This window comes from Mesobacillus maritimus, from assembly GCF_044803185.1.
Classification (GTDB): domain Bacteria; phylum Bacillota; class Bacilli; order Bacillales; family Cytobacillaceae; genus Mesobacillus_B; species Mesobacillus_B maritimus_B.
On record NZ_CP085225.1, the window covers coordinates 2,585,175 to 2,608,890 of the forward strand.

The 23,716-nt window shown below is 38.7% G+C and carries 19 protein-coding genes; 15 read left to right on the forward strand and 4 right to left on the reverse strand.

What is annotated here, in order from left to right:
- Positions 1-77 precede the first annotated feature (77 nt).
- The gene (locus tag LG336_RS12525) at positions 78-668 is read right to left on the reverse strand and encodes a polysaccharide deacetylase family protein (RefSeq protein WP_404332838.1); all 591 of its coding nucleotides are present in this window, start codon (positions 666-668) and stop codon (positions 78-80) included.
- A 66-nt stretch (positions 669-734) separates the two neighbouring features.
- A complete protein-coding gene (locus LG336_RS12530; protein WP_404332839.1) occupies positions 735-1,742 on the reverse strand; it encodes a glycosyltransferase family 4 protein in 1,008 nt (335 codons plus the stop codon).
- Between the two features lie 454 nt (positions 1,743-2,196).
- Here LG336_RS12530 and LG336_RS12535 point away from each other — a divergent pair, with 454 nt between their 5' ends.
- Positions 2,197-3,060 carry a mechanosensitive ion channel family protein gene (locus LG336_RS12535; RefSeq protein WP_404332840.1) on the forward strand — a complete coding sequence of 288 codons (864 nt, stop codon included), beginning with the start codon at positions 2,197-2,199 and terminating at the stop codon, positions 3,058-3,060.
- Between the two features lie 73 nt (positions 3,061-3,133).
- Here the strand turns inward: LG336_RS12535 and LG336_RS12540 are convergent, their stop codons facing one another.
- On the reverse strand, positions 3,134-4,306 hold the full coding sequence (locus LG336_RS12540) for an MFS transporter (RefSeq protein ID WP_404332841.1): 1,173 nt from the start codon (positions 4,304-4,306) through the stop codon (positions 3,134-3,136).
- A gap of 268 nt (positions 4,307-4,574) precedes the next feature.
- On the opposite strand from LG336_RS12540, the gene dacB reads away from it, so the two are divergent.
- The 3 genes from dacB to LG336_RS12555 all read left to right on the forward strand — a co-directional run bounded on the left by dacB (position 4,575) and on the right by LG336_RS12555 (position 7,416).
- Entirely contained in the window at positions 4,575-6,008 is a 1,434-nt protein-coding gene (gene dacB, locus LG336_RS12545; RefSeq protein WP_404333147.1) for a D-alanyl-D-alanine carboxypeptidase/D-alanyl-D-alanine-endopeptidase, read from the forward strand.
- Between the two features lie 135 nt (positions 6,009-6,143).
- Entirely contained in the window at positions 6,144-6,770 is a 627-nt protein-coding gene (locus LG336_RS12550) for a cyclase family protein (protein WP_404332842.1), read from the forward strand.
- A gap of 370 nt (positions 6,771-7,140) precedes the next feature.
- On the forward strand, positions 7,141-7,416 hold the full coding sequence (locus LG336_RS12555) for a DUF4282 domain-containing protein (RefSeq protein ID WP_404332843.1): 276 nt from the start codon (positions 7,141-7,143) through the stop codon (positions 7,414-7,416).
- Positions 7,417-7,494: 78 nt separating this feature from the next.
- Here the strand turns inward: LG336_RS12555 and LG336_RS12560 are convergent, their stop codons facing one another.
- Positions 7,495-8,880 (reverse strand): class II fumarate hydratase, encoded by a 1,386-nt coding sequence (locus tag LG336_RS12560; protein WP_404332844.1) that lies wholly within the window; start codon positions 8,878-8,880, stop codon positions 7,495-7,497.
- Between the two features lie 227 nt (positions 8,881-9,107).
- Between LG336_RS12560 and LG336_RS12565 the strand changes: the two genes are divergently transcribed.
- The 11 genes from LG336_RS12565 (at position 9,108) to hutP (ending at position 23,615) form a co-directional block, all read left to right on the forward strand.
- Positions 9,108-14,471 (forward strand): LysM peptidoglycan-binding domain-containing protein, encoded by a 5,364-nt coding sequence (locus LG336_RS12565; RefSeq protein WP_404332845.1) that lies wholly within the window; start codon positions 9,108-9,110, stop codon positions 14,469-14,471.
- A gap of 390 nt (positions 14,472-14,861) precedes the next feature.
- Positions 14,862-16,538, forward strand: coding sequence for an ABC1 kinase family protein (locus LG336_RS12570; RefSeq protein WP_404332846.1), 1,677 nt, complete (start codon positions 14,862-14,864; stop codon positions 16,536-16,538).
- A gap of 114 nt (positions 16,539-16,652) precedes the next feature.
- The gene (locus LG336_RS12575) at positions 16,653-17,078 is read left to right on the forward strand and encodes an EamA family transporter (RefSeq protein ID WP_404332848.1); all 426 of its coding nucleotides are present in this window, start codon (positions 16,653-16,655) and stop codon (positions 17,076-17,078) included.
- A gap of 18 nt (positions 17,079-17,096) precedes the next feature.
- Complete coding sequence (gene glsA / locus LG336_RS12580) at positions 17,097-18,026, forward strand: glutaminase A (RefSeq protein WP_404333148.1); 930 nt, start codon at positions 17,097-17,099, stop codon at positions 18,024-18,026.
- A gap of 206 nt (positions 18,027-18,232) precedes the next feature.
- Complete coding sequence (locus LG336_RS12585) at positions 18,233-18,568, forward strand: hypothetical protein (RefSeq protein ID WP_404332849.1); 336 nt, start codon at positions 18,233-18,235, stop codon at positions 18,566-18,568.
- 350 nt (positions 18,569-18,918) lie between these two features.
- Positions 18,919-19,224 (forward strand): iron-sulfur cluster assembly accessory protein, encoded by a 306-nt coding sequence (locus LG336_RS12590; protein ID WP_404332850.1) that lies wholly within the window; start codon positions 18,919-18,921, stop codon positions 19,222-19,224.
- A 131-nt stretch (positions 19,225-19,355) separates the two neighbouring features.
- The gene (locus LG336_RS12595; RefSeq protein ID WP_404332851.1) at positions 19,356-20,954 is read left to right on the forward strand and encodes a DEAD/DEAH box helicase; all 1,599 of its coding nucleotides are present in this window, start codon (positions 19,356-19,358) and stop codon (positions 20,952-20,954) included.
- Positions 20,955-20,956: 2 nt separating this feature from the next.
- The gene (locus LG336_RS12600; protein WP_404332852.1) at positions 20,957-21,550 is read left to right on the forward strand and encodes a branched-chain amino acid aminotransferase; all 594 of its coding nucleotides are present in this window, start codon (positions 20,957-20,959) and stop codon (positions 21,548-21,550) included.
- Positions 21,551-21,688: 138 nt separating this feature from the next.
- Entirely contained in the window at positions 21,689-22,084 is a 396-nt protein-coding gene (locus LG336_RS12605; RefSeq protein WP_404333149.1) for an acyl-CoA thioesterase, read from the forward strand.
- Between the two features lie 93 nt (positions 22,085-22,177).
- Positions 22,178-22,930: an SDR family NAD(P)-dependent oxidoreductase gene (locus LG336_RS12610; protein WP_404332853.1), complete on the forward strand. Its 753-nt coding sequence runs from the start codon at positions 22,178-22,180 to the stop codon at positions 22,928-22,930.
- Positions 22,931-23,177: 247 nt separating this feature from the next.
- Positions 23,178-23,615: a hut operon transcriptional regulator HutP gene (gene hutP / locus LG336_RS12615; RefSeq protein ID WP_404332854.1), complete on the forward strand. Its 438-nt coding sequence runs from the start codon at positions 23,178-23,180 to the stop codon at positions 23,613-23,615.
- The last annotated feature ends 101 nt before the right edge of the window (positions 23,616-23,716 follow it).

Here is a 23,716-nt window from a genome sequence, read left to right on the forward strand (position 1 = left end):
GACTGATTTAAAGTATAAAAAACACATGAGCACTTTTTTAAAAAAAGTGCTCATGTGTTTTTAGGTTGGATATCAATTTACAATGTACTGAATTGATAACCCAGGTGCTTAATTTCTTTTATCAGAATAGGGAGAACTTCAAGTGTTTGATGTAATTCATGTAGAAGAATAATGGCTCCATCCTCTAAATGATTGATGACATGAGAGATAATCTGTTCAGGATTGTCCTCCAACTCCCAATCCATTGAAGCAATTCGCCATAGGACGGGGATCAAACCTAAGGCATGTGCGGCTGAGATGGTGTGGTCATTATATTGACCAAAAGGTGGACGGAAAAATACGACCTTCGTTCCAGTAATACCTTCAATCTTTGCAACACTTTGTTCAAGGTCTTTGTATTGCTCTTCAAAACTTAACTTCGTCATATTCAAATGCTTCGTAGAGTGCGTTCCAATTTGATGACCTTCCTCAAGTACTCGCTTCCATGGTCGTGATTCATACATAAGTCTAGATTGCCAGAAAAAGGTGGCGGGGATGTTTTCATTTTTTAGGACGTCTAGGATGGGCAACAGTACCGAGCTAGGTCCATCATCAAAAGTCAAAACAACAGATTTTTGAGGTGAAGATTTTATTGATGTTAAGACATTTGAATCCTTTGAGTCGTACACGACCCTAGAGTTGGTTACTACTCATGGACTTTTCATTTTGAATCATAACCTCCAATAATTGTATAGTTACTTACTTTCATTATAAATATGATTATATATTTCCAATAAGGACATTGCTTCATTTGAATTGGTATGATGTTTCGTTATATACTGCTTGGCTGCTTTTCCGAGTTCCCTTCGTTTGTTTGGATTTAGGATTAGTTGTTTAGCATAATCATAGAAGTCAAAAATGTTCTCATAAACAAACCCGGTCAAACCATTTGAAACTAAGCTGCGATTTCCATTGTTGTTGGAAACCAAAACTGGAAGTTCTGAAGCCATTCCTTCCATTATGGCTGTTGATTGTCCCTCCGTATAGGAGGTGTTTAAGAGGACATCTGCTTGGTGATAAATTGTGCCCATTTTCTGATGGGGGACCTCACCAATATATTGAACCCATTGCTGGTTTTCATCAATAAGTGTTTTAACTTTCTGCCATTCCTTGTCTTCAAGAATTGGCCCTACAAGTAACAGCCTAATAAAAGGAAATTCCTCATGTAATCTCTTTAAACCGTTAATTGCAAACGGTATGTTCTTAACCTGCCTTATTCCAGCGGGAAGGACAAATAAAGAGGTCTTTTCTTCTTTTTTGAAAGGGGATGACGTGTCTACAACAAACTCATCAGTGTCCTGTGGAATGATGACCACTTTCTTAGAAACAGAAGGTACTTCACGGATTAATAGTTGCTTTGCTTCGTCACTAAAAACATGAACGAACTCCGCCTTAATCACGGATTGAACGACATCTGACCTTTTATTTTGATCAAATAAATCATGGTTCAAATCAGTACCCGTTATGGTAACAACATATTGATTTATTTCAGTTGCAAGTTCTTCCTTAAATTTATAAAAGCGATAAGCATTAAAACCATGGATAATGTCACCATGTGGGAGGGTTTTAATGTTATTCTCTTCGGTGATTGAGACCACTTCTGTACGTATCTTTAGCTCTGATAATTTATCTGCTATTCGCTGTACGGTTATAGTGTTTCCACGTTGCTGGTGGAAATTGGGGGTTACCAGGATTACTTTCATATTGCACACATCCTAAAACGTTTTACTCGTTGTGAAATTAAGCCCCGAGTGTTCGTTAATCATAGCAAAAATTTATAGTATCGACCAATTTTTACTACGAAAAAATGAAGGATAATGGAAAAATAATTGAGTTACATAATCTGTGAATTTATTTTTCTGTTAAAGAGCATCCTTCTTTTATTAGAAACTTCATAGCGGGAATAAATATAAGTACAATGTATTTCCAGGGAAAGGAAAAAGTTCGACAAACATTAGGCTATTCATGCCTTTTGCAACCCCTTTAATATTTCTTATTCGACTTTCTATGGCAAAACTTTAGCTTTTTAGATTATTTTTGCATAAAAATGTTTATTAAATCTATAGCGGGGAATAAACTAGTGGACTTATCTCTTAATGACCATTAGAATAGAGATTTCTAAAAAAGACTTATTTTGTAAAAGAAAGGATGTTTGTTTTGATTGACTTAGGAAGTTTTGATTGGGAAGTTTTACTGATTAATACCGGTATTTTAATTTTAAAGGTTATTGGAATTTTTATTGCTTTTGCGGTCGTTAAGGCAATAGGGAATAAAGTGCTACAACGTACTTTTACAAGATTGATGAATAGAGAAGATATTACTGAAGGACGTGCCCTGACTTTGCAAAGGTTAGCAGAGAATATTTTATCTTATGTTCTTATCTTTATTCTTGTTGCATCTTTGTTTAGTATATTTGGTTTATCGGTCGCAAGTCTTATTGCTGGGGCAGGGATTGTAGGTTTGGCAATTGGTTTTGGTGCTCAAGGACTGGTTAGTGACGTCGTGACTGGATTTTTTCTACTGTTGGAGAAACAACTTGATGTAAATGATTATGTTACAGTCGGAACCGTGGATGGAGTCGTAGAGTCTGTAGGCTTAAGAACTACCCAGATACGAAGCTTTGACGGAACTTTAAATTATCTCCCTAATCGTGAAATTACGAGTGTTAGCAATCATTCACGTGGAAACATGCGTGCACTAGTCGATATAGGCATTTCTTACGATGATAACATTGACCATGCTGTTGAAGTGATGCAGAGGGCATGTGATGTTGTTGCCTCACAAAACCCTATGATTGCAGAAGGTCCTAATGTAATTGGTGTCCAAGCGTTCGGTTCATCTGAAGTGGTATTAAGAGTTATTGCAAAAACACAAAATGGAGAACAGTGGGCTGTAGAACGCCAACTACGTAAAGCTATAAAGGAAGCTTTTGATACAAATGGAATTGAAATCCCGTTCCCACACCAAGTTCTGATTCAAAAGAATGGGGAAAACCCAAGCAACTCCTTAGGACAGGCATAATATATACTAGTTAGGCACCATCCACATTGGATGGTGCCTTTTAGGTCTCTGGCGCAACTAGTTATATTTTGAATTACTGGGCAATTTTTTGCTTTTGATCCAAGGAGACGACACGGCTTCGTATAGATAATCCTGCTGTTAAAAGGGAAAGGATAATAAACACTCCCCCTATTGTGGGCGTTTGGATAATAGAAGCACGTTCAATCACGATACCACCAACCACTGCTCCAAAAGCAATTCCAAAATGAAGCGAGGAATTGCTTAGGCTTTGTTGAATTTCTGAAGTTTCTGGTGATGTTTCAATCAGATAGCTTTGCATCGCAGGAGATATTAACCAGCTCAGCATTCCCCATATCATTAATCCTATTAAAAATAATGCTAATACGGGGGTTGTGAATGGGAGGGTTAGGAGAACCACGCCTAGCCCGATAATAGCTATAATAATGGTCCGTCTCGCCCCCAATATATCAGCCATTGTTCCACCAATTCCTCCACCGCAAACAGCTGCAATTCCAAATAGGAAATAGACAACTCCAATCCATGAGCTCTCCATTCCTGTGGTTGTTTGAATATAGGGTTTTAAATAGGCATACAAAACAGTATGACCGGTCATATATAAAAACGTTGTTGCATGTGCGAAGGAGACTTTTTGACTTTTTAACGTTGCAAGCTGTATCCGCAGTGGAACCGCTGGTTTAGGGTCTATTTTATCCATAAGATAATAAACGCCAATTATCGAGAGAACAGTTAGAAGAGTGATGAGAACAAAGGGAGCTCGCCAGCCGTAAATGTTTCCTAGAAACAGACCCAAGGGGACCCCTAAAACAAGAGAACCACTAACACCCATTGAGACAATTCCAATTGCCCGCCCACGATATTTTGGTTCGACCAGGCTAGGGGCCATAACCAAGCATAAAATAATCAATAATGCGCCACTAATTGCTGTTATGATTCTTCCGGTAAACAGAATACTGTAGTTCGCTGCAAATACTGTCGTGATATTCCCGAACAAAAAGACCAATAAAGAAATAAGAGTTAATTTCTTTCGTTCAATTTTTGCGGTCATCATTAAAAGAATTGGAGACGCAACCGCAAATATTAAGGAGAAAATGGTTATTAAATGTCCAGCTTGACCAAGCGAGATATGTAAATCTTCGGCAATTAAATCTAAGATTCCGCTTATAATCAACTCGACCATTCCAATTACAAAGGAAACAATCATTAAAAAAAATACTCGCTTATCCACAATTACCGCCCTTTCTATGAAGCTACGAAACTAATAGTAACGCTGGAAAAGGGAGAAAACAAGAAAGAATTTAAAATGAATCATTATAAGCTTTTTGCTTGAAAGATGCAAAATCATGTTGTAAGACTTACGAAAGAACCATGAAACACCTTTGTGAAAATTTTCGATTTAGTAATAGGATGAATTGAACAGGAGATGATATTTATTAAAAATAGTATGGAAGTGGAATCTTTTGAAATTTATCCAAAAAAGTCCTATACATATATTGATGCTTTCGTTTATGGTGGCAGTCTTTTTCCTTCCTTCTCATCCTTCCTATGCAAAGGAACCCAATCACAGTTTTCAAGCAGAAATAAAACAACTACTGCGGGAAGAACCAATTTTAAAGGGTGGACTTGCGGGAATAAGCATTCGATCTGGAAGTACTGGGGAAATCCTATACGAGTATAATGGAGACGTCCGTATGAGGCCAGCTTCAAATATGAAGCTCTTTACCTCAGCTGCAGCCTTATCAGTGTTAGGCGAAAAGCATCGATTTGAGACTGAAGTTAGACACAAAGGAAAGATAAAAGGAAATATCCTAAAGGGGAACTTGTATATAAAAGGTTATGGCGATCCAACGCTTTTAAGAGAAGATCTCACTCAAATGGCGAAGGAGATTGCTAAAACTGGCATCACCACCATCAAAGGAGACCTCATAGCGGATGATAGTTGGTTTGATGACGTTCGTTTATCTAAGGATTTAGTTTGGAGCGATGAGTACGCCTATTATGGACCGCAAATATCGGCGCTCACGGTTTCTCCTAATAAGGAGTATGATACTGGTACTGTCATCGTAGAGGTTTCTCCAGGTTTAAAAGTAGGGGCTTCTGCACAAATAAAGCTCTCGCACAAATCAAATTATTTAAACATCATAAATCAGTCAATAACTATAGCTCCAGATGGTAAAACAGACCTTTCAGTTGAACGAAAACATGGTACAAATACCATTTACGTTAAGGGGTTTGTTCCTATCGGAGCAAAAATTGAAAAGGAATGGATATCCGTTTGGGAACCAACTAAATATGTTCTAGATCTTTTTAAGCAAGAATTAGCAAAACAAGGGATCAGTGTTAAAGGAAACGCCAAAATTGGAGAGACACCCAAGGATGCCGAAATCATAACCAGTCATCTGTCTATACCATTGTCGGAACTGCTTATACCCTTTATGAAGCTTAGCAATAATGGACACGCAGAAATCTTAGTTAAGGAATTGGGGAAAATAAGGAAAGGGGAAGGTAGCTGGGAAAAAGGATTAGAAGTCCTAATTGAGCAGATGCCAAGATTAGGTGTGAATCCTACTACAATGGTGATTAGAGACGGTTCAGGTATATCACATGTTAACTCAATCCCAGCTAATGAAATATCGGGTCTTTTGTTTCAAGTTCAAAAGGAAAAATGGTTTCCATCTTTTCTAAAAGCTCTGCCCCGCACTGGGAATAAAGACAAGATGACCGGAGGAACCTTGAGAAATAGAATGGAAACCCTGAATGTAAAAGCTAAAACAGGGACCATTGCGACGGTCACTTCGTTATCTGGGTATGTGGAAACGAAAAAAGGCGAAACACTAATTTTTTCCATTCTCTTAAATAATTTACTTGATGAAGAAAAAGGAAAAGAAATAGAGGATGAAATTGTTGAACTAATCGCAAATCATTTATAGGTAGAAAGGTATTTTTGGACCGTAAATGCAAACGATTTTTTGAAGTTAACTCAATCTAGTTATGGCCCCAGGCTAGCTAGTTGGGAAAGAATCATATATAAAGAATTGCCATCAATCCATAATGGAGGAAACCAGATGAAAATCATTGATATCAGTATACAGATATTTGAAGGTATGCCGACTTACATGAATAATCAGGACAACCAACCGAAAATTAAGACTGAAACACATGGGTATATCACGGATACAACAATTCAAATGAATATACATACAGGGACACATCTGGATGCTCCCCTTCACATGATCGAGGAAGGAGAAAACATCGAAACAATTCCACTAGAAAGGCTCGTACGTCCTTGTAAGGTTCTTGACTTAACTAACGTGAACGACCGGATTACGGCAGCAGATTTAAAGGACCAACCCATTATGAAAGATGATTTTCTGTTATTTAAAACCAAGAACTCTTTTGACGAAACCTCTGCGATGGAATTTATTTTTTTAGCAGAGGACGGTGCACAGTTTTTAATTGAGAAAGGCATTGAAGGAGTTGGAATTGATACTTTAGGAATAGAAAGAAGTCAAACAGGACACCCGACACATAAAGCTTTGTTCTCAAATGATGTACTGATTGTGGAAGGACTAAATTTAAAGGAAGTATCTGAGGGAGAGTATACGATGGTTTGCGCTCCGATTAAATTACTGAGCACTGAGGCGGCTCCGGCAAGAGTGTTATTAATTGAAGGAACGAATCTTTCTTTTTAGAGTAGTTGTCTATTCGTATACTTGTGGTGATTATCTAAGACCTTTAAAGATTTTAAGGCGCAGGTGATATCAGAAAATACGCTATCTTTGCGCTTTTGTTGGCTTTCTTTCTGTTATTTGATTTCATAATATAACTATTTTAAATTTCTCTTAATCTTATGATGAATACAGCATTAGCACGGGGTATATCGATTAGCTATAATTTAGCTACTATTTGCTAGCTTTTAGATGCCATTTTGACAAGTATCTGAATCGTTGTTTTAAAAAGGGAATTCAATTTGGCGTTAAAAGGTTAAACGGTATGAAAAAAAGAATCATAAAATTTTAAGGTATTCATAGTGTAGAGAGGAGGTCAAAGGAGGGATTTTTAATGAAGGAATTTTTGCAGTTTGACAAGATGATTACACCATCTATTATTAAATTTGTCTTTTGGATTGGTGCAGGTCTTTCAGTTTTATTTGGACTCATTCAAATATTTGCTGGTATTGCAAGTTCATTCGGAGGAGGCCTTCAAGTTGTCTCCGGTCTTTTAACCATGGTGTTTGGGCCAGTGCTAATAAGGATTTATTGCGAATTGCTTATTGTGTTTTTTAAGGTCCAAGAAACCTTACAAGAAATTAAAAATAAAGGTAACCATCCAATGTGATCATAATAAAAGTTTATTAAGAGCGTTTTAAGTTAAACGCTCTTTTTATATTGCTTAGCCGCAACATCCCATTGTTTTTTACACCATTCCTCTTGGATCCAATAATTTTTCAACTTCCTCAGTAAGCATTCCTCGCTCCTGTAAGACTTGTTTAATCGTTTTATTTTGTTCGTCAGCTTGTTTTCCAATCTGCGAAGCGAGATCGTATCCTATCTTAGGGCTTAAGGCCGTTACCAAAGCCAAACTAGATTCCATAAACTTAGTACATGTCTCCTCATTTACCCCAATCCCACTAATGCACTTTGTGACGAGGGTTGGAAGGGCATTAGACATGATCTCAATGGATTGAAGCAAGGTATGTGCAATCACTGGCATCATCACATTGATCTCCAACTGACCAGCCATTCCTGCTGTAGCAATAGCCGTTTCAAAGCCAATGACTTGGCAACAAACCATATGTGTCATCTCTAATATTGCAGGATTGACCTTCCCTGGCATAATCGTAGAACCTGGTTGAACTGAAGGGAGTGTAATTTCTGATAATCCTGTTCTAGGCCCGGAGCTAAGTAAGCGTAAATCACTAGTGATTTTTATCAAGTGTATAGACAGTTCCTTCAATGCGAGCATCGTCCTAATCGGTGCACTAGTATTTTGCATGTATTTAAATAGATTGGTTGGCTCACGGAAGGGTAGCCCTGTCCGACGACGAACTTCTTCCATCACCTTTGGCGTATAATTTGAATCGGTGTTCATTTTCGTACCGATTGCACTTCCGCCTAAGCCGATTTCGTACAAGGAATCTAAGCAATGTTCAATTTGTTGATAAGAAGACCGTACGGTTTCAGCGAACCCGGAGAACTCTTGCCCTAGACGAATTGGCACAGCATCGTGCAAGTGAGTTCGTCCTGATTTGAGAATCGGCATAAATTCTTCTGCCTTTTTCTCAAGCTCTGTCTGGAGTAGTAAAAGCGATGGGAGTAAACCATTTGTTAAATTTTCCGCAGCGGAAAGATTGATTGCTGCAGGGAAAGTGTCGTTGGTTGATTGGCTCATATTAACATGATCATTTGGGTGTACTCGATTATTATCGGATGTAATCCCTAATAGTTCTGATGCGCGATTAGCGATAATTTCATTCGCATTCATATTTTGTGATGTACCTGCGCCAGCCTGGTAGACATCGACCACAAAGTGGTTATCCCATTTTCCCTCAATCACTTCCTCAGAAGCTTTAATAATGGCGCTGCCCATTTCCTTCGTAAGCTTTCCTAATTCCATATTGGCAGCAGCTGCTGAGGCTTTTATAATTCCCTGTGCCTTAATAAAGGACCTTGGAAGTGTTGTTCCGCTAATTTGAAAATTATCCACAGCACGTTGGGTTTGCGAGCCATAATACCTATCAGCAGGCACCATAATTTTACCTAATGAATCATACTCCTCACGAAACTGATTGGAAGAACTCATTTTAATCTCCTTTGAAGTAATTTTTATAAATCTTATGTACCTATTGTTTCCATTTAGGAAGGAAATACACAATCTTTACCATTATGGAATTAACGAGGGTGTTTGGGGAGACAACGACGGTAGATACATGAACATAAGGATTAAACATGAGGATAAAACGGATAAGGTTGAGGAACGATTCAAATATGGAAATTCTAGAAATAAATATTGCAAGTAAGAGGTGACGCATGGTGGAAATCAATCATTATGAATTAGTGCATCAAGAACATGGGAATTTTACATTATTCATTTATTTGGATCCACAGTTAAGTGAATTTTCAAGTGAGTTCGGCCAGGGGTCTAAGAATGTTAAAGCGTTAAAAGACCAAATCGGGGATTTAATAAAAAAAGAGCTTCCTCACGTGCGGATTACTGCAGCAAAAGTAATGGTGGGTACCATGCTTGTCACAACGTTGTACCTCAGTGGAGGTACTCCAACTGCACTTGCAGAAATGGGATCCCCCACACAGCAGGTTAATCCAAATGATATATATACTGTTCAACCCGGGGATAGTTTATCGGTAATAGCAAAGAGGTTTAATGTATCTGTCACTTCAATAATGGAACTAAACGGGTTGAGTACAAGTACTATCTTTGTTGGTCAAAACTTGCGACTTCCTTTCTTTACCTACAAAGTGGTATCAGGCGATAGCCTTTCAGTGATTGCAAAACGATTTAACACAACCATTGCAGAAATACGAACACTTAATCAACTGCAAAGTGATCAAATTTTTGTCGGTCAACAGATGCGGATTCCTCAATTGTTAACTAAGCCTACACCGGTTCAAGAAGTATCGAATCCAGAACCAGAACCACCTACTGGTACAGATAACTTAACAAAATACACAGTAGTTTCAGGTGACTCGTTGTCTGTAATTGCCAAAAAACATAATACTACAGTTGAACAAATCCGTTCTTTAAACGGTTTAACCTCTGATATTATTTTAGTTGGCCAAATCTTAACCGTTCCAACAACGGAAACCACTAATCCACCAGCGGAGGAACCCGTTCAAACACAACCTGTCACAGAAGAACCACTCAGTGAACAGGTCGATGGTTCAACGGTTCCTGATCCTGTGGGGGATACTACGGACTATAGGGTTGTTTCGGGTGACTCTTTATCGTTGATTGCAAAAAAGTTCAATACCTCTGTATTAAAAATAAAAGAGGCAAATAATTTAACTTCCGATGTTATTTTTATTGGTCAGAAATTGGTGATTCCAATTCCAAAGGAAGAAGCAATTATAGAGGAGCACATAAAAGAACCAGTCAACCAAGAGGTCCCAGCTTATACCGTCGTTTCAGGTGACTCATTGTCGGTAATTGCAAAACGTTTTCATGTAACGGTAGACAGCATAAAAACAGCTAATCATTTAACTAGTGATATTATTTTTATCGGTCAAAAACTCGTTATCCCAATCGAGGACCCATTGGTTATTAAAGCACCTGTTTTTTTAGATAATGATCCAATCAATAAAAGTAATTCCTTAGCTTATCCTGTTAAAGGCACTGTCAATCCTGGTTCAAAAGTGGAAATTGTCGCTACGGATAGAGAAAACCACGAGGTGAAGATTGTTTCATTAGCAAATGAACATGGTGAATTTTTGACTTACATGAATCTTACCACTTTGAAGGATGGGGAGATTACTATCACTGCTAAGGCGGTAGATTCATCTGGAAATGCCAGTGGCCTTACTGAAATCGTTGTACCCAAGGATACGATGATTCAGCAGCCAACTATTGATGAACCACTCGTTATAAATAGTGAAAATGCTCAGAACTATAATATAAGTGGGGTGGCGAAGCCAGGGGCATCGGTTTTCATTTCTGTATCTGATGGAGTAAGTTCCGAGATTAAAGCTGAGCTATTGAGTAATGAAGTGGGTGATTATAAGGCGAATCTTGACTTGTCTTCATTAAATGATGGGAAGATGAAGATAACCGTTATGGCAGTCGATGCCTTTGGAAACGAAAGTACAACAACAGAATACTCCGTATCAAAAGACACAAGTACTAGAGAACCACTTTTAAATTTTGTCGAACAAGTTACGAATCAAAATGTTGATGCCTATCAAATTTTTGGGGTTGCTGAACCGGGGGCAGATATAGAAATAACAGTCTCTGATGGAGTGAATCCGGAAATGGTTGCTACAGCCTTAGTGAATGAACATGGTGAATTTAAAACCACTATGGATTTACGTGATTTAAATGATGGGGAATTAACAGTTTCCACTCGTGCACTGGATCAGTATAAAAACCGTAGTGAAGGCCAGAAGACTTCTTTAATAAAAGAGACCAGCATTGAAGCCCCAGCACTGGAGAATACCGAGCTTGTAAATCGACAAAATCAATTGGATTACCATATCTTTGGTAGGGCTCAGCCTAATGCAACTGTGGATATCGTTGTGTCAGATGGACAAAACCAAGATGTATTAGCGAGCACGGTAGCGAATGCTAATGGGGAGTACTTTCTGAAGTTGGATCTGAGTTCTTTAGAGGATACTGAGTTATTGATTATGGCTGTGCAAACAAGTAAGTCAGGTGTGACAAGTGAGACTAGTCAGGTTATTCTCTTAAAAGACACGATTGCTCCAAAGGTTCCCGTTCTTCATAATAACCACTTTATTAATAAAGAGAATCAGTCTAACTATTTGTTATCAGGATTGGCTGAAGCACAAGCACAAATTAAAATTTTGATTACAAATGCTAATGGGCAACAACAGGAAATGAACGTACAGGCAGATGCTGAGGGGAACTATCAGATTCCTGTAGATTTAACTAATTTTAATGATGGGGACATCTCCTTTGAACTCACTCAACAGGACGGTGCAGGAAACATCAGTCCCATTAGTAAAAAAACTTTAAGCAAGGATACAGTTGCACCCAATAAGATTATTTTGGATTCATTGCCAACAGTATATAGTGGAAATTACTCAGACTATACAATAAGTGGTAAGACAGAGCCTAATAGTACACTCGATTTGTCATTGACTGATGGTGTTTCGGAATTAACTTATACGGTCAAAGTTGATGCAAAGGGGAATTTTGAAATCCCTATAGATACTGATCAACTAAGGGATGGAGAATTGGAGCTTAGTTTAATTTCGACAGATGAGGCAGGCAATAAGCGTGAACCGTTACAAGAAACGCTCGTAAAAGACACAACAGGTCCAACTGAAGTAGATGTTGCACCATTCGAATATGTTAACAGTATGAATTCAATGGAGTTTCCTATTCGTGGTTCGAGTGATGAAGAAGGAGCGACTGTTGCTATCAGCATAACTGATGGCGAGACGACAATAACGAAAAAATCTCAAGTCCTTAATGGTGGTTTTAACACACTGATGGACTTATCCTTGTTCGAGGATGGCCGCTTATCGATTGAAATTATCCAAACAGATTCTGCAGGGAATAAGGGGATTGTCCAAGTCGGTTCGATTGAAAAAGACACAATAGCCGAAACTCCTACCGTATCCAAAAATGGCTTTAGATACAGTAATCAACAATCTATTTATACTGTTGTTGGGACTGCTGAGGCAAACGCTACGGTTGAGTTAATCTTAAGTTCCCAAAATCAGCAGATTGCAAGGCAAACAACAAAAGCTGACGCAAAAGGGTTTTATATAATAGACGTGAACTTAGAAACAGAAAACACGACAACAGAAATGGATGCAACCATAACCCAAACGGATGTTGCCGGAAATACGAGTGAAGGAACGTCTGTATCCTTCTCCCATCACACAGTTTCCGAGGGAGAATCTCTTTATACCATTGCAAAACGTTACAACACAACAGTTGAGGCAATAAAGACATTGAATCAATTAACCAATGATGTGATTCAGCCAAATCAAACTCTTCGTCTTCCTGTTACTGCAAGCGAAGTCATAAATCTAGGTTATATGTATTTTGGGAACACAAAGGAATATATTAATACCGTTAATCAAACAGGGCATTCAATGAACATTGTTTCACCAAGTTATTTTGATATTAATCCAAATGGAACGTTAAAGCTTACGTACCAAGTGGACCCTGAGTTTATTGAAACAATGCATCAACAAGGAATACGGGTTGTTCCATTTTTAAGCAATCATTGGAACCGCGAAGTTGGGCGGGCCATGCTGGCCAATAAGGAATTGGCTGCACAGCAAATTGCCGATGCGATTGAACGTTACCATTTAGATGGTGTTAATATCGATATTGAAAATGTCACCGATGCGGACCGAGACGACTATACTGAGTTTGTTCGCCTATTACGGCAACTGATTCCGGCGGAAAAGGAAGTCTCCGTAGCAGTTGCAGCAAATCCGAATGGCTGGGAAACTGGTTGGCACGGTTCGTATGATTATACAAACCTTGCCAAGTATGCAGATTATCTCATGATTATGAGCTATGACGAGAGCTTTCCAGGTGGCGAAGCAGGCCCCGTTGCAAGTGCAGGATGGGTTGAAAAATCGATTCAATATGCTTTGGACGAAGGCGTTCCAAACGAAAAAGTTGTCCTAGGAATCGCCCATTATGGACGATATTGGATGGAAGGTTCTAGCTATGGTGGATTTGGAATCTCAAATTGGCAAGTAGAACAAATGATTAAGACTTATGATGGTACCGTTGTGTTTGATGAGGCAAGCAAAACACCGAAGGCAATCGTTACGATTGAAAAAGGTGACCCAGTGATGTTTGTTGGTGGAGCAAGCTTGTCACCAGGAACCTATGAAATCTGGTATGAGAACGAAGAGTCCATTCGCCAAAAGCTTTCCTTAGTAGGCCAATACAATATTCGTGGTGTCGGAAACTGGAGTGTTGGTCAAGAGGATCCAAGTGTTTGGAACAGTTATTCCACTACGTTGCCAACGACTGTTCCAGTGAGCAGTACATTACCAGGGAATGAACAATCTCAGCCAATCTACACGAACTATAGAGTAGTAGCAGGGGATAATTTATGGGGGATTGCCCAGCGAAATCAAACAACGATTCCTGCTATCAAAGAGCTGAATAACCTCACTTCGGACATGCTTTATGTGGGACAGCTTTTGAAGATACCAGTACCTGTTGTCGATAATCCAGTCGAGGAAGAACTCCAAGACACAGCCGAATCACCAAAGGCCCCAGATGAGGATGAGACAACCACTGAGGAGGCAATAGTAGATCAAATCGAACCTGAGACAAACGATGAACCACTAGTCGAGCCGATAAAAGAATCGACACCAGAACCGAAAACCCAGACTACCTATACAGTTGCGGCTGGTGATTCGTTATCTGTAATCGCCGTACGTTTTAATACAACAGTTACAGGAATTAAACAGGCGAATAACCTAGAAAAAGATACTATCTTTGTTGGTCAAACTTTACTCATACCAACAACGAGCCTTGTGGAAAATAATGAGCAACAAAAACAAGAACCTGTCGCTGCTCCGACCACGTATATCGTTGTTTCTGGGGATTCTTTGTCAGTGATCGCAAAACGTTTCAATACGACGGTAACTGCAATCAAACAAGCGAATCATTTAACACAAGATATTATTTACATCGGGCAAAAATTAGTCATTCCATAAAACTCAAAAAAACAGGCTTAAACTTTTCAACTAGTTTAAGCCCAGTTTTATTTTAGAAGGCTCTTTTCTCAAACTTTGTTGCTCTTGGATACAAAATAGGTTGGATTAAGCTTTTTTTCACTACAAAGTAGCCTTTTATTTGTGAGAAAAGAGCGTGCAAACTTCCTATAACGTACGAAATAGCTTATCTTGCGTTAAAATCGGCTTTAGGTAGTAAAAATCGGCTTTAAGATTTTTACAATTTTAACAACAATCTTTACAAAACAGCCTTTTACAAAATCTCTCCTTGGATATCATCGGTCTTCTGTCACGTAATTGTTCTACCAAAGTTCATGAAGCTGTAATCAAGGATGATATAATTTTAAGAAAAGAGATTAAATAGGTGATGGGATGATTACCAGTCGTTTACGCCAATTAAATCGATACCGCGAGATTGTATCGTTAATTGCGAAATATGGATATGGATATATTATTGAAGAAATTGGTCTGCGGCATTTGCTAACAACGAAGGACAAAGTGATATTGGACTTCAAGGAAGGGAATGTGAAGGACTATGGAAGTCGACTTCGAAGCCTTATCGAAGAGCTAGGTCCAACATTTATTAAGATTGGCCAACTTTTAAGCATTCGCAGTGACTTTCTCCCTGCTGAGATGCTCCTAGAGCTAGAGGACCTACAGGATCGTGTTGCAACCGTTCCAATCTCAGAAATTAAAGAGACGATAATAAGGGAATTAGGGTATCCTGTTGAAGAAATTTTTCAGGAATTTAATGATGATTGTGTCGCTGCAGCCTCGATTGGTCAAGTCCATTCAGCGGTATTAAAGACTGGTGAGAAAGTAATGGTGAAGGTGCAGCGCTCGGGCATTCACAAAGTTATTTTAACAGACTTGGAAATCTTAAAGGATTTGTCTGTTCTTCTTGAAAAACGTTATAAAATAGCGAAAGATTACCATTTGTCAGCGGTTGTAAATGAAATCTCTAAATCAATAAAAAAAGAACTAGATTATATGCAGGAAGCACGTAATACCGAAACCGTTAAGACTCAGTTTGAAGGTCATAATCGGATTAAGGTACCGACTGTTTACTGGGATTATACGACCTCCAAAATTTTAACCATTGATGCGATGCCTGGCGTAAAGATTACTGACCGCCAGATCACTTCAATGCCAATCGAAAGGAAAAGTAAGGTTGCAGATTTACTTGTGGAAGCGTTTGTTAGGCAAATCTTTGTTGAGGGCTTTTTCCATGCGGACCCCCATCCAGGGAATCTCCTTTATGATTGTGATCGGGAAGAGCTAGCTCTTATTGACTTTGGACAGATTGGGCGGCTAACAGCAAGAATGCGCTTTGATGCGACGACGCTATTAATTGGGTTAATGAAAGAAGATAGTTCGACGATTGTAAAAGCGATTTATCGGTTAGCTGAGGTTCCACCAACCCTAGATGAATCCCAATTTTATGACGACATTGAGCGAATTAGAAAGAAATATATTCATATTCCTTTGGGGGAATTAAATCTAGGAATTGCCGTTCAAGAAGTTTTTTCAGCGGCTCAACACCATAATATCATTATTAACAGCGATCTCACGATGACTGCAAAAACCCTTATCACGGTGGAAGGAATTGTGAAAGAGATAGACCCAGAGATAAATTTGCTTACGCTAGCAAAGCCATATGGCGAAAAGCTATTGATCGATCGGTATAATCCTGCAAACATGGGGAAACGAATTTTGGAGAACGCTGAAACCTTCTCTGACTCTTTGACAACGATACCGGGAAGAATGGAAAGGCTGATTGATAAACTTGTTGAAGGCGAGATGAAGGTTGATATTCGTCTTCTTGAAATGAAAGAGCTATTAAGAAAGTTCGACCGGAGTGCTAATTTGGTTAGTTTTAGTTTAAGTTTGGTTGCTCTTAGTATTATTCTCCTAGGGATGATAATCGGGAAATCTTTTGGTGAAGAGACGTTTTTAACTAAAATTCCTATTATCGAAATAGGATTAGCTGTAGCCGTAGTTATGTTTCTGCGGATTTTGTATTCAATCATTAGGTCAGGGAGATTTTAATATACACAGAGAACGATGTTCCCACATTGTTCTCTATTTTTTTGCATGTTTATAGGAAAAGTTAGAAACGCTATTAGATAGGAACCGACTCCTTATACAGAGGGTGAACAATTAATGTCATGGCTTATTTACGCAATTTTATCGGCCGTTTTTGCTGCACTTGTATCCATTTTTGGGAAAATAGGCTTGCAGGACGTGGATTCTAACACTGCAACAGCCATAAGAGCTGTCATTATGACGATTTTTTTATTTGGAGTTGTCCTCTTCCAAGGAAATCTAGGGAAGGTACCAGAAATTTTGGAGGACCGAAAAGCGCTCCTGTTCATCGTTCTTAGTGGTGTTGCCGGGGCAACGTCGTGGATTTTCTACTTTTTAGCTTTGAAATTTGGAGAAGTATCACAGGTAGCACCCATTGACAAACTAAGTGTAGTGATCGCTGCCGTCTTGGCTATGTTTTTCCTTGGTGAGAAAATTAGCCTTCTCAACGGTTTTGGTATTGCGCTTATTACCATTGGAGTTATTTTAACCGCATTAAGCTAGGGGAAGGGGTGGATGATTGTGCCTTGTCAATCAAATGAAGAATTAAATAGGTTAGTTTCTGAAGCGAAAAAGCATACGAAGCATGGGGAGGTTGCTGATTATATTCCAGCCTTGAAAAAGGCAAATCGAGATGATTTATCTGTTGCCGTATACCATAGCGACGGGAATTGCTATTCAGCAGGAGATATAGAACAAAAACTCACCTTGCAAAGCATATCAAAAGTGTTGACGTTAGCTTTAGCACTAATAGACTGTGGCGAAGAATGTGTGTTCAACAAGGTCGGCTATGAGCCAACTGGAGATCCATTTAATTCAATCATAAAGCTTGAAACCAGTCGTTCTGCAAAACCGTTGAATCCAATGATTAATGCAGGTGCATTAGCCGTTACCCATTTAATTAAGGGGGAATCAGTGGCTGATAGGTTAGAAAGGATTATTGCTTTTATAAGGGACATTGCTGGGCACGAGTCTATCACTTATTCGGAAGAAGTAGCGAAATCGGAATTTGATACGGCCTATCTCAACAGATCCTTATGTTATTACATGAAACAGGATGGAATTATAAATGAGAATGTAGAAGAGCTTCTTGAGCTTTACACAAAGCAATGTGCAATTGAGATGGATTGTTTAGATCTTTCTAGAATCGGGCTAGTGTTTGCCATGGATGGGTTGGATCCAGTCAGGGAGAAACAGATTATTCCCGTCGAAGTGGCCAGGCTTTGTAAAACATTTATGGTTACCTGCGGCATGTATAATGCCTCAGGTGAATTTGCTGTCAGAGTTGGAATCCCTGCCAAGAGTGGGGTATCTGGAGGGATTATGGGGTCCATCCGGAACCGCTACGGAATTGGCATTTTTGGCCCAGCCCTTGATGAAAGAGGCAACAGCATTGGAGGCATCAAACTTCTAGAAATGATGTCTAAACAATATGAGTTGAGTATTTTTTAAAGAAAACACTTTGTTTTTGGTCATAAACGATGTTTATATACGGTAGGTTGGAGCGGAAATCAACAAAACCCTTTAAAACAATACGTATTTAATATGTGTTGTTTTCGTGCTCGAAAGAATTTTGTAACCTTATAGAAACATAAATGAAAATAAAGTTTGTTAAAGTTAGAGGCATACAGCAAACTAAAGCTACAAGGGAGAGAATTATGGAGCCTCATGTAAAAAAATCATTAGAAGAATGGAAAGAAGAAATTGATGAGTTGTTAACAGAGATTGATAAAGAATATGAACAGGTTAAACAGGAGCTTCAAGTATATTCCTATAAGTTTAGTATCACCAAGCAGGTGGTTCAGTCGACGGTTAACGAAGAAATTATCCGAAATATCCGTGCACTTTATCATCAACCATTTGAGCAAAAGTTTAACCAACTTAAGTCTGAGATTAAAGACTTAGAAGAAAAGAAAAAGGTTTTCCAAATGTTCGTTGATAAAATTGAGAAAGTAAAAGGCAATGACGAACCTCAAAGTGTGGTTTCCAATTGACGGTTTCTTCCATTCATTTTAGTTCAATTTATAACGATTTTCTGACATCTTAATGATCCACCCTGTTTGATGTCCAATCATCTGTTAAACTTAAATTGGATTAGTAAGCAGTTTCCATCATTTAACTTAGTTATAAGGGGATCATAAAATGGCGATTAAGCGAATGATAAAGAATTATATTAAAAAAGAAGGGGTACGGTTTCTAAAAGAAAAAGGCGTTCCACTCCTTAAAAAACAAGTAAAGCGCCGTTTAGCAAAAAAACTTTAAAATCCGTATTGGATGAATTTTGTACATATGGAGCTTTTATGCTATTGTATTTACGATGACGAGTATGAAAGAAGGAATAAGGGTGAAATGCAAGATTAATCGAAATGCAGCTAAAGTTTTAAAGGAAATGTTAAACACTGAGGAAGCAGAAGGAAAGATGATTCGCGTAGTGATTGATTATATGCATGGTGATCATGCTCATTATAAAATCGTATACGATACACCAACGGAACATGATGAAATTGTCAAAACGGATAAAGGGATTGACATTCTTCTGGATAAACGCGAAGAATTTCTTGACGGAGTTTGGCTTCAGTATTTTTATGTGCCACAAGAGGATTTTGTAATTACCAATCCTTCCAAAAGTCCACATGTACATAACCATTAATTTTGCTAAAAGCAACGTGATTGGTCACGTTGTTTTTTTGTGAGTGAATATTTACTTATAATGGGATAAACACTCATTATATACAGTGAATCATTCTTGATAAGAACAAGAAAAGAAAGTAGGGAATGTTATTGCCTGATTTTACATCGTTAGGAATTTCAGATGTTTTTATAAACAAGCTTAAAGAGGTTGGGATTATTCACCCAACACCTATTCAGGAGCGAGCACTTCCAGTAGTAATGGCTGGGAAAGATTTGATTGGTCAAGCACAAACCGGGACTGGGAAAACCTTAGGATTTGTCTTACCTATTCTTGAAAAAATGGACCCAACAGCTTCTACAATTCAAGCATTAATTGTTACACCAACAAGAGAGCTTGCCTTGCAAATTACGGAGGAAGTCAAAAAGCTTATTGCGGACCATGATAATCTTGATGTATTAGCTGTTTATGGTGGACAAGATGTTGAAAAGCAGTTAAAGAAGTTGAATAAAAATGTTCAAATCGTTGTTGGTACACCTGGACGGTTATTGGACCACATTAGACGAGGTACCATTGATTTGTCAGAGGTATCCTTTCTTGTTCTGGATGAGGCCGATCAAATGCTGCATATTGGGTTCTTGGATGAAGTTGAAAAAATTATTCACGAAACTCCGAGTAGCCGTCAAACGATGTTGTTTTCGGCTACCATGCCTCCAGAGATAAGGAAATTAGCGAAAAAACATATGCATGAGCCAGAATATGTTCAGGTTGAAAAAACGCAGGGACCTGCTGAAAATGTAAAACAGATTGCGATACACACTGTGGATCGAGCAAAGCAAACAACGTTAATACAATTAGTTGAAACGCATCGACCTTTCTTAGCTGTTATTTTCTGTCGAACAAAGCGGAGAGTAAGTAAACTGTATGATGCACTAAAAGCAAACGGTTTTTCATGTGATGAATTGCATGGGGATCTTTCGCAGGCAAAAAGGGAAAGAGTGATGAAGAAGTTCCGTGATGCCGAGATTCAATTGCTGGTTGCAACAGATGTTGCTGCAAGAGGACTAGATGTTGAAGGGGTTACCCATGTTTTTAACTATGATATTCCTCTAGATGCTGAGAGTTATGTTCATAGAATTGGTAGAACCGGTCGGGCTGGCATGAAAGGGTTAGCGATTACGCTTTATACCTCTAATGATCGTCCGCTTTTAGATGAGATTGAAGGAACATTACAAATTCAAATTGATAAGAAGAATCTCGGCAATCTAAATGGTGAGAACTCTGATGCAAGTGGACAGGAGGAAACACAGCCCCGAAGGGATAGGCATGAACGTAAAGGCTTAGGTACCAATACAAGGAAGCCAAAGCCCAGACGGTCTGGTACACATGAGCGAAGCAAGAATAGAAGCGAACGCAGTCAGAGTCAAGAGGACCGAAGTGGCAGCAAGCGGGGACAAGGGCTAAAAAAGAAAGAAATTGGTGAAAAAGTAGAAACTAGAAACCGAAAGAGGAATGAACGGAGTGGAGACCCCAATTATCGTGGGACAAGGAGCAAACAGGATGAAAAGGGTCAAGGACGATGGAAAGTAAAAACGAATGTAAGAGAAGGTATATCAGAAGGTGGACAAAGAAGCCGGACTTCCGCTCAGCAACCCGATAGAAGGGAAGGAAGTTCCCGTAGGAACGTAAGCGGAAGAACAGAGAGGCCGAGAAAGATGACCGATGGGAGACCACGGAAAGGGAGGCAATAAAGATGATTACAAGAGTAAAAAAACTAATGAATGATTCCATTCAGACAGTTGGTGGAGAGAAAATTATTGAGCTCTATCCAGAAACAAAGGAGTTCGCTGAGAAAAACAGTCTTTTAGAAGATGGTATTAAATTGGTTGAGAAAAATGCAAATGAACGGTTCGCTGGTGCATACATTGAACGCAGCGATAAAGAAACCGAAGAATTCCTTGGTGAGGAAAACTCATCATTCCTTGATCAACCGATTACTTATTTTAAAAACCATAAAAATGAATTTATGTATATGGAAGATCCGTCCTTTGAGTTAGTGTCTGTTGATGCAGTATCGTTTGAAGTGGATGATGTCTTTGGTACCTATAATGTGATGCATGGTTTGAAGCTTCAAAAAAAATATGGCGAGGCAATAAAGTCCTTTTTTGCAAGCGAAATGAAAGCCGAAAATTCAAGGGTGGATTTAATGTTTGATGCAAATGAAGGCTTATGGAACGTTAATTTCGCATTGAATAACGTAGAAGGTTTCAGCGAAGACATGACAATCCGGGCTGCCTATGATTCAATCTATCGTTTTCTATTTAAGCTGGTTGTTTCCGTACTATAAATAACTTTCACTGCCCCTTAAATTAAGGGGCTATTATATTTTAAGAGGAATTTTTGCAGACATTAGCGAATAGGATGGTATGTCTTTTTCAGTGGAAAACTTTTTTGTTTTTAATCGTTCATGAATAGGGGGATTATGATGTTTGAAAAGGTAATTGAACCTAGAATGTCTGAGACGGACAGGGCGGGGCATATCAATAATACAGTCATTCCTGTCTGGTTTGAGTCAGGGAGAGATGAGATTTTTAAACTTTTTACACCTGATTTAGGGGCTGACGATTGGAAAATGGTGATCATCAACTTTCATGTTGACTTTGTTCATCAGCTTTTTTATGGAAAACCAGTGATTGTGAAAACGTGGATAAAAGAAATAGGCAATACAAGTTTAAAGATTTACGAGGAAATTCATCAAGAAGGGAATCTTTGTGCAAAGGGAGAAGCGGTTTATGTCAATTTTGATTTACATGAACAAAAGACAGAGAAAATCCCTGATGATATACGAGAGACTTTAAGTATGCATATGGTCGGAAGTTAGTAGTTTTTAGAAAAGATTGAAAATTCTTAATTAAAACGATATAATTGCTTTATGTTTGTACATAGTGATGATTTTATGGGGGAGGAATAGTTTATGAGATTACAAGGAAGAGTGGCAATTGTTACAGGTGGTGGCGGTGGAATTGGACGTGCTACTTCTTGTTTATTTGCGAAAGAAGGCGCGAAGGTGGTTGTTTCTGATATCAACGAGGAAAGCGCTTCTGTAACCGTTGGCTTAATTAAAGAAGCAGGTGGAGATGCCATTTGTGTGCCTGCGAATATGGTCAATCCTGAAGAAGTTGCGCAATTAATTAGTAAAACGGTCGATGCTTTTGGCGGACTTGATATTTTATTCAATAATGCTGGCGTCGGAAATGAAGAGGTAAAACTTGCCGATATATCTGTTGAGGAATGGGACCGCGTTGTTGATATCAATTTAAAAGGTGTATTCCTTGGAATGAAATTTGCTATTCCGAAAATAGAAGAACGTGGTGGTGGAGCAATCATTAATACATCTAGTGTTCTAGGGCATAAAGGGAAGAAATATGTCGGTCCATACAATGCTTCAAAGGGTGGAGTTGTGCTCTTGACCCAAAATGCAGCCTTAGAATATGGCGGGAAAAATATTCGAGTTAATGCAGTGGCTCCAGGGGTCATTGATACGGATATTATCCAAGGCTGGAAGGACGATGAGCGAAAATGGCCAATCATTTCTAGAGCAAATGCACTTCGCAGGATTGGTCAACCGGAGGAAGTGGCAAAAGTCGTCCTTTTCTTAGCATCTGATGACGCCTCCTTTGTAACAGGATCAACTATTTTTGCAGATGGCGGCGGGATGGTATTTTAAGTATATTTCCACCATGAATACACACTGGTTAAATTGCCAGTGTGTTTTTTGATTTGTTCTTTATATTAGGTGGTCTGTTTCGGGTAACTCATAGTAGGGAAAGTTCACCTACAGTCTTTAGTCCATTAGTAAGGTAATCTATTAGATTACTAAAATTTTCCATTTTTATTGACATTTTTAGTGGTGGACAAATACAATATAAGTAGTTACTAGTGAATAGTCAAAATTCTAAAAAATAGAGGTTAGTATGAGTCAAAAATTGGAAATTGGAAAAATGGCAATATTGTTGGCATCCTTGTCTGAAGAGGAATTATATTCTTTTCGGCCATCATTAGATGAGGTCAGCTACTGCCAAGGAAAAGTCGGCAGCATGAACATGCAGAAAGTTATTGCGGCAGTTGAAACAGCTGCGAAGCGAAATGGACTCATTCAAGAGCATTTATACCGTGAAACACATGCTTTGTATCATGCCATCTTAGAAGGGATTGAGGGAGTCACAAGAGGAAAGCCTGTCATTGGTGAAATGAGTAGGACAGTCGGACTTCGCTTTTCTGTTGTTCGTGGCAAACCTTATCATGATCCCAAAGAAGGGGAATGGCTAGCTGTAGCATTTTACGGAACAATTGGGGCGCCTGTCAAAGGAGCTGAGCATGAAACGATTGGGTTAGGAATTAATCATATATAAGGACATTGCCTATAGTCTATTAGTCATTAGGAGGCGATGATGGTATCTCTATGCCATTGTCGCCTCTTTTTATTTGTCCAGAATAGTTTTGGAGGGATTGT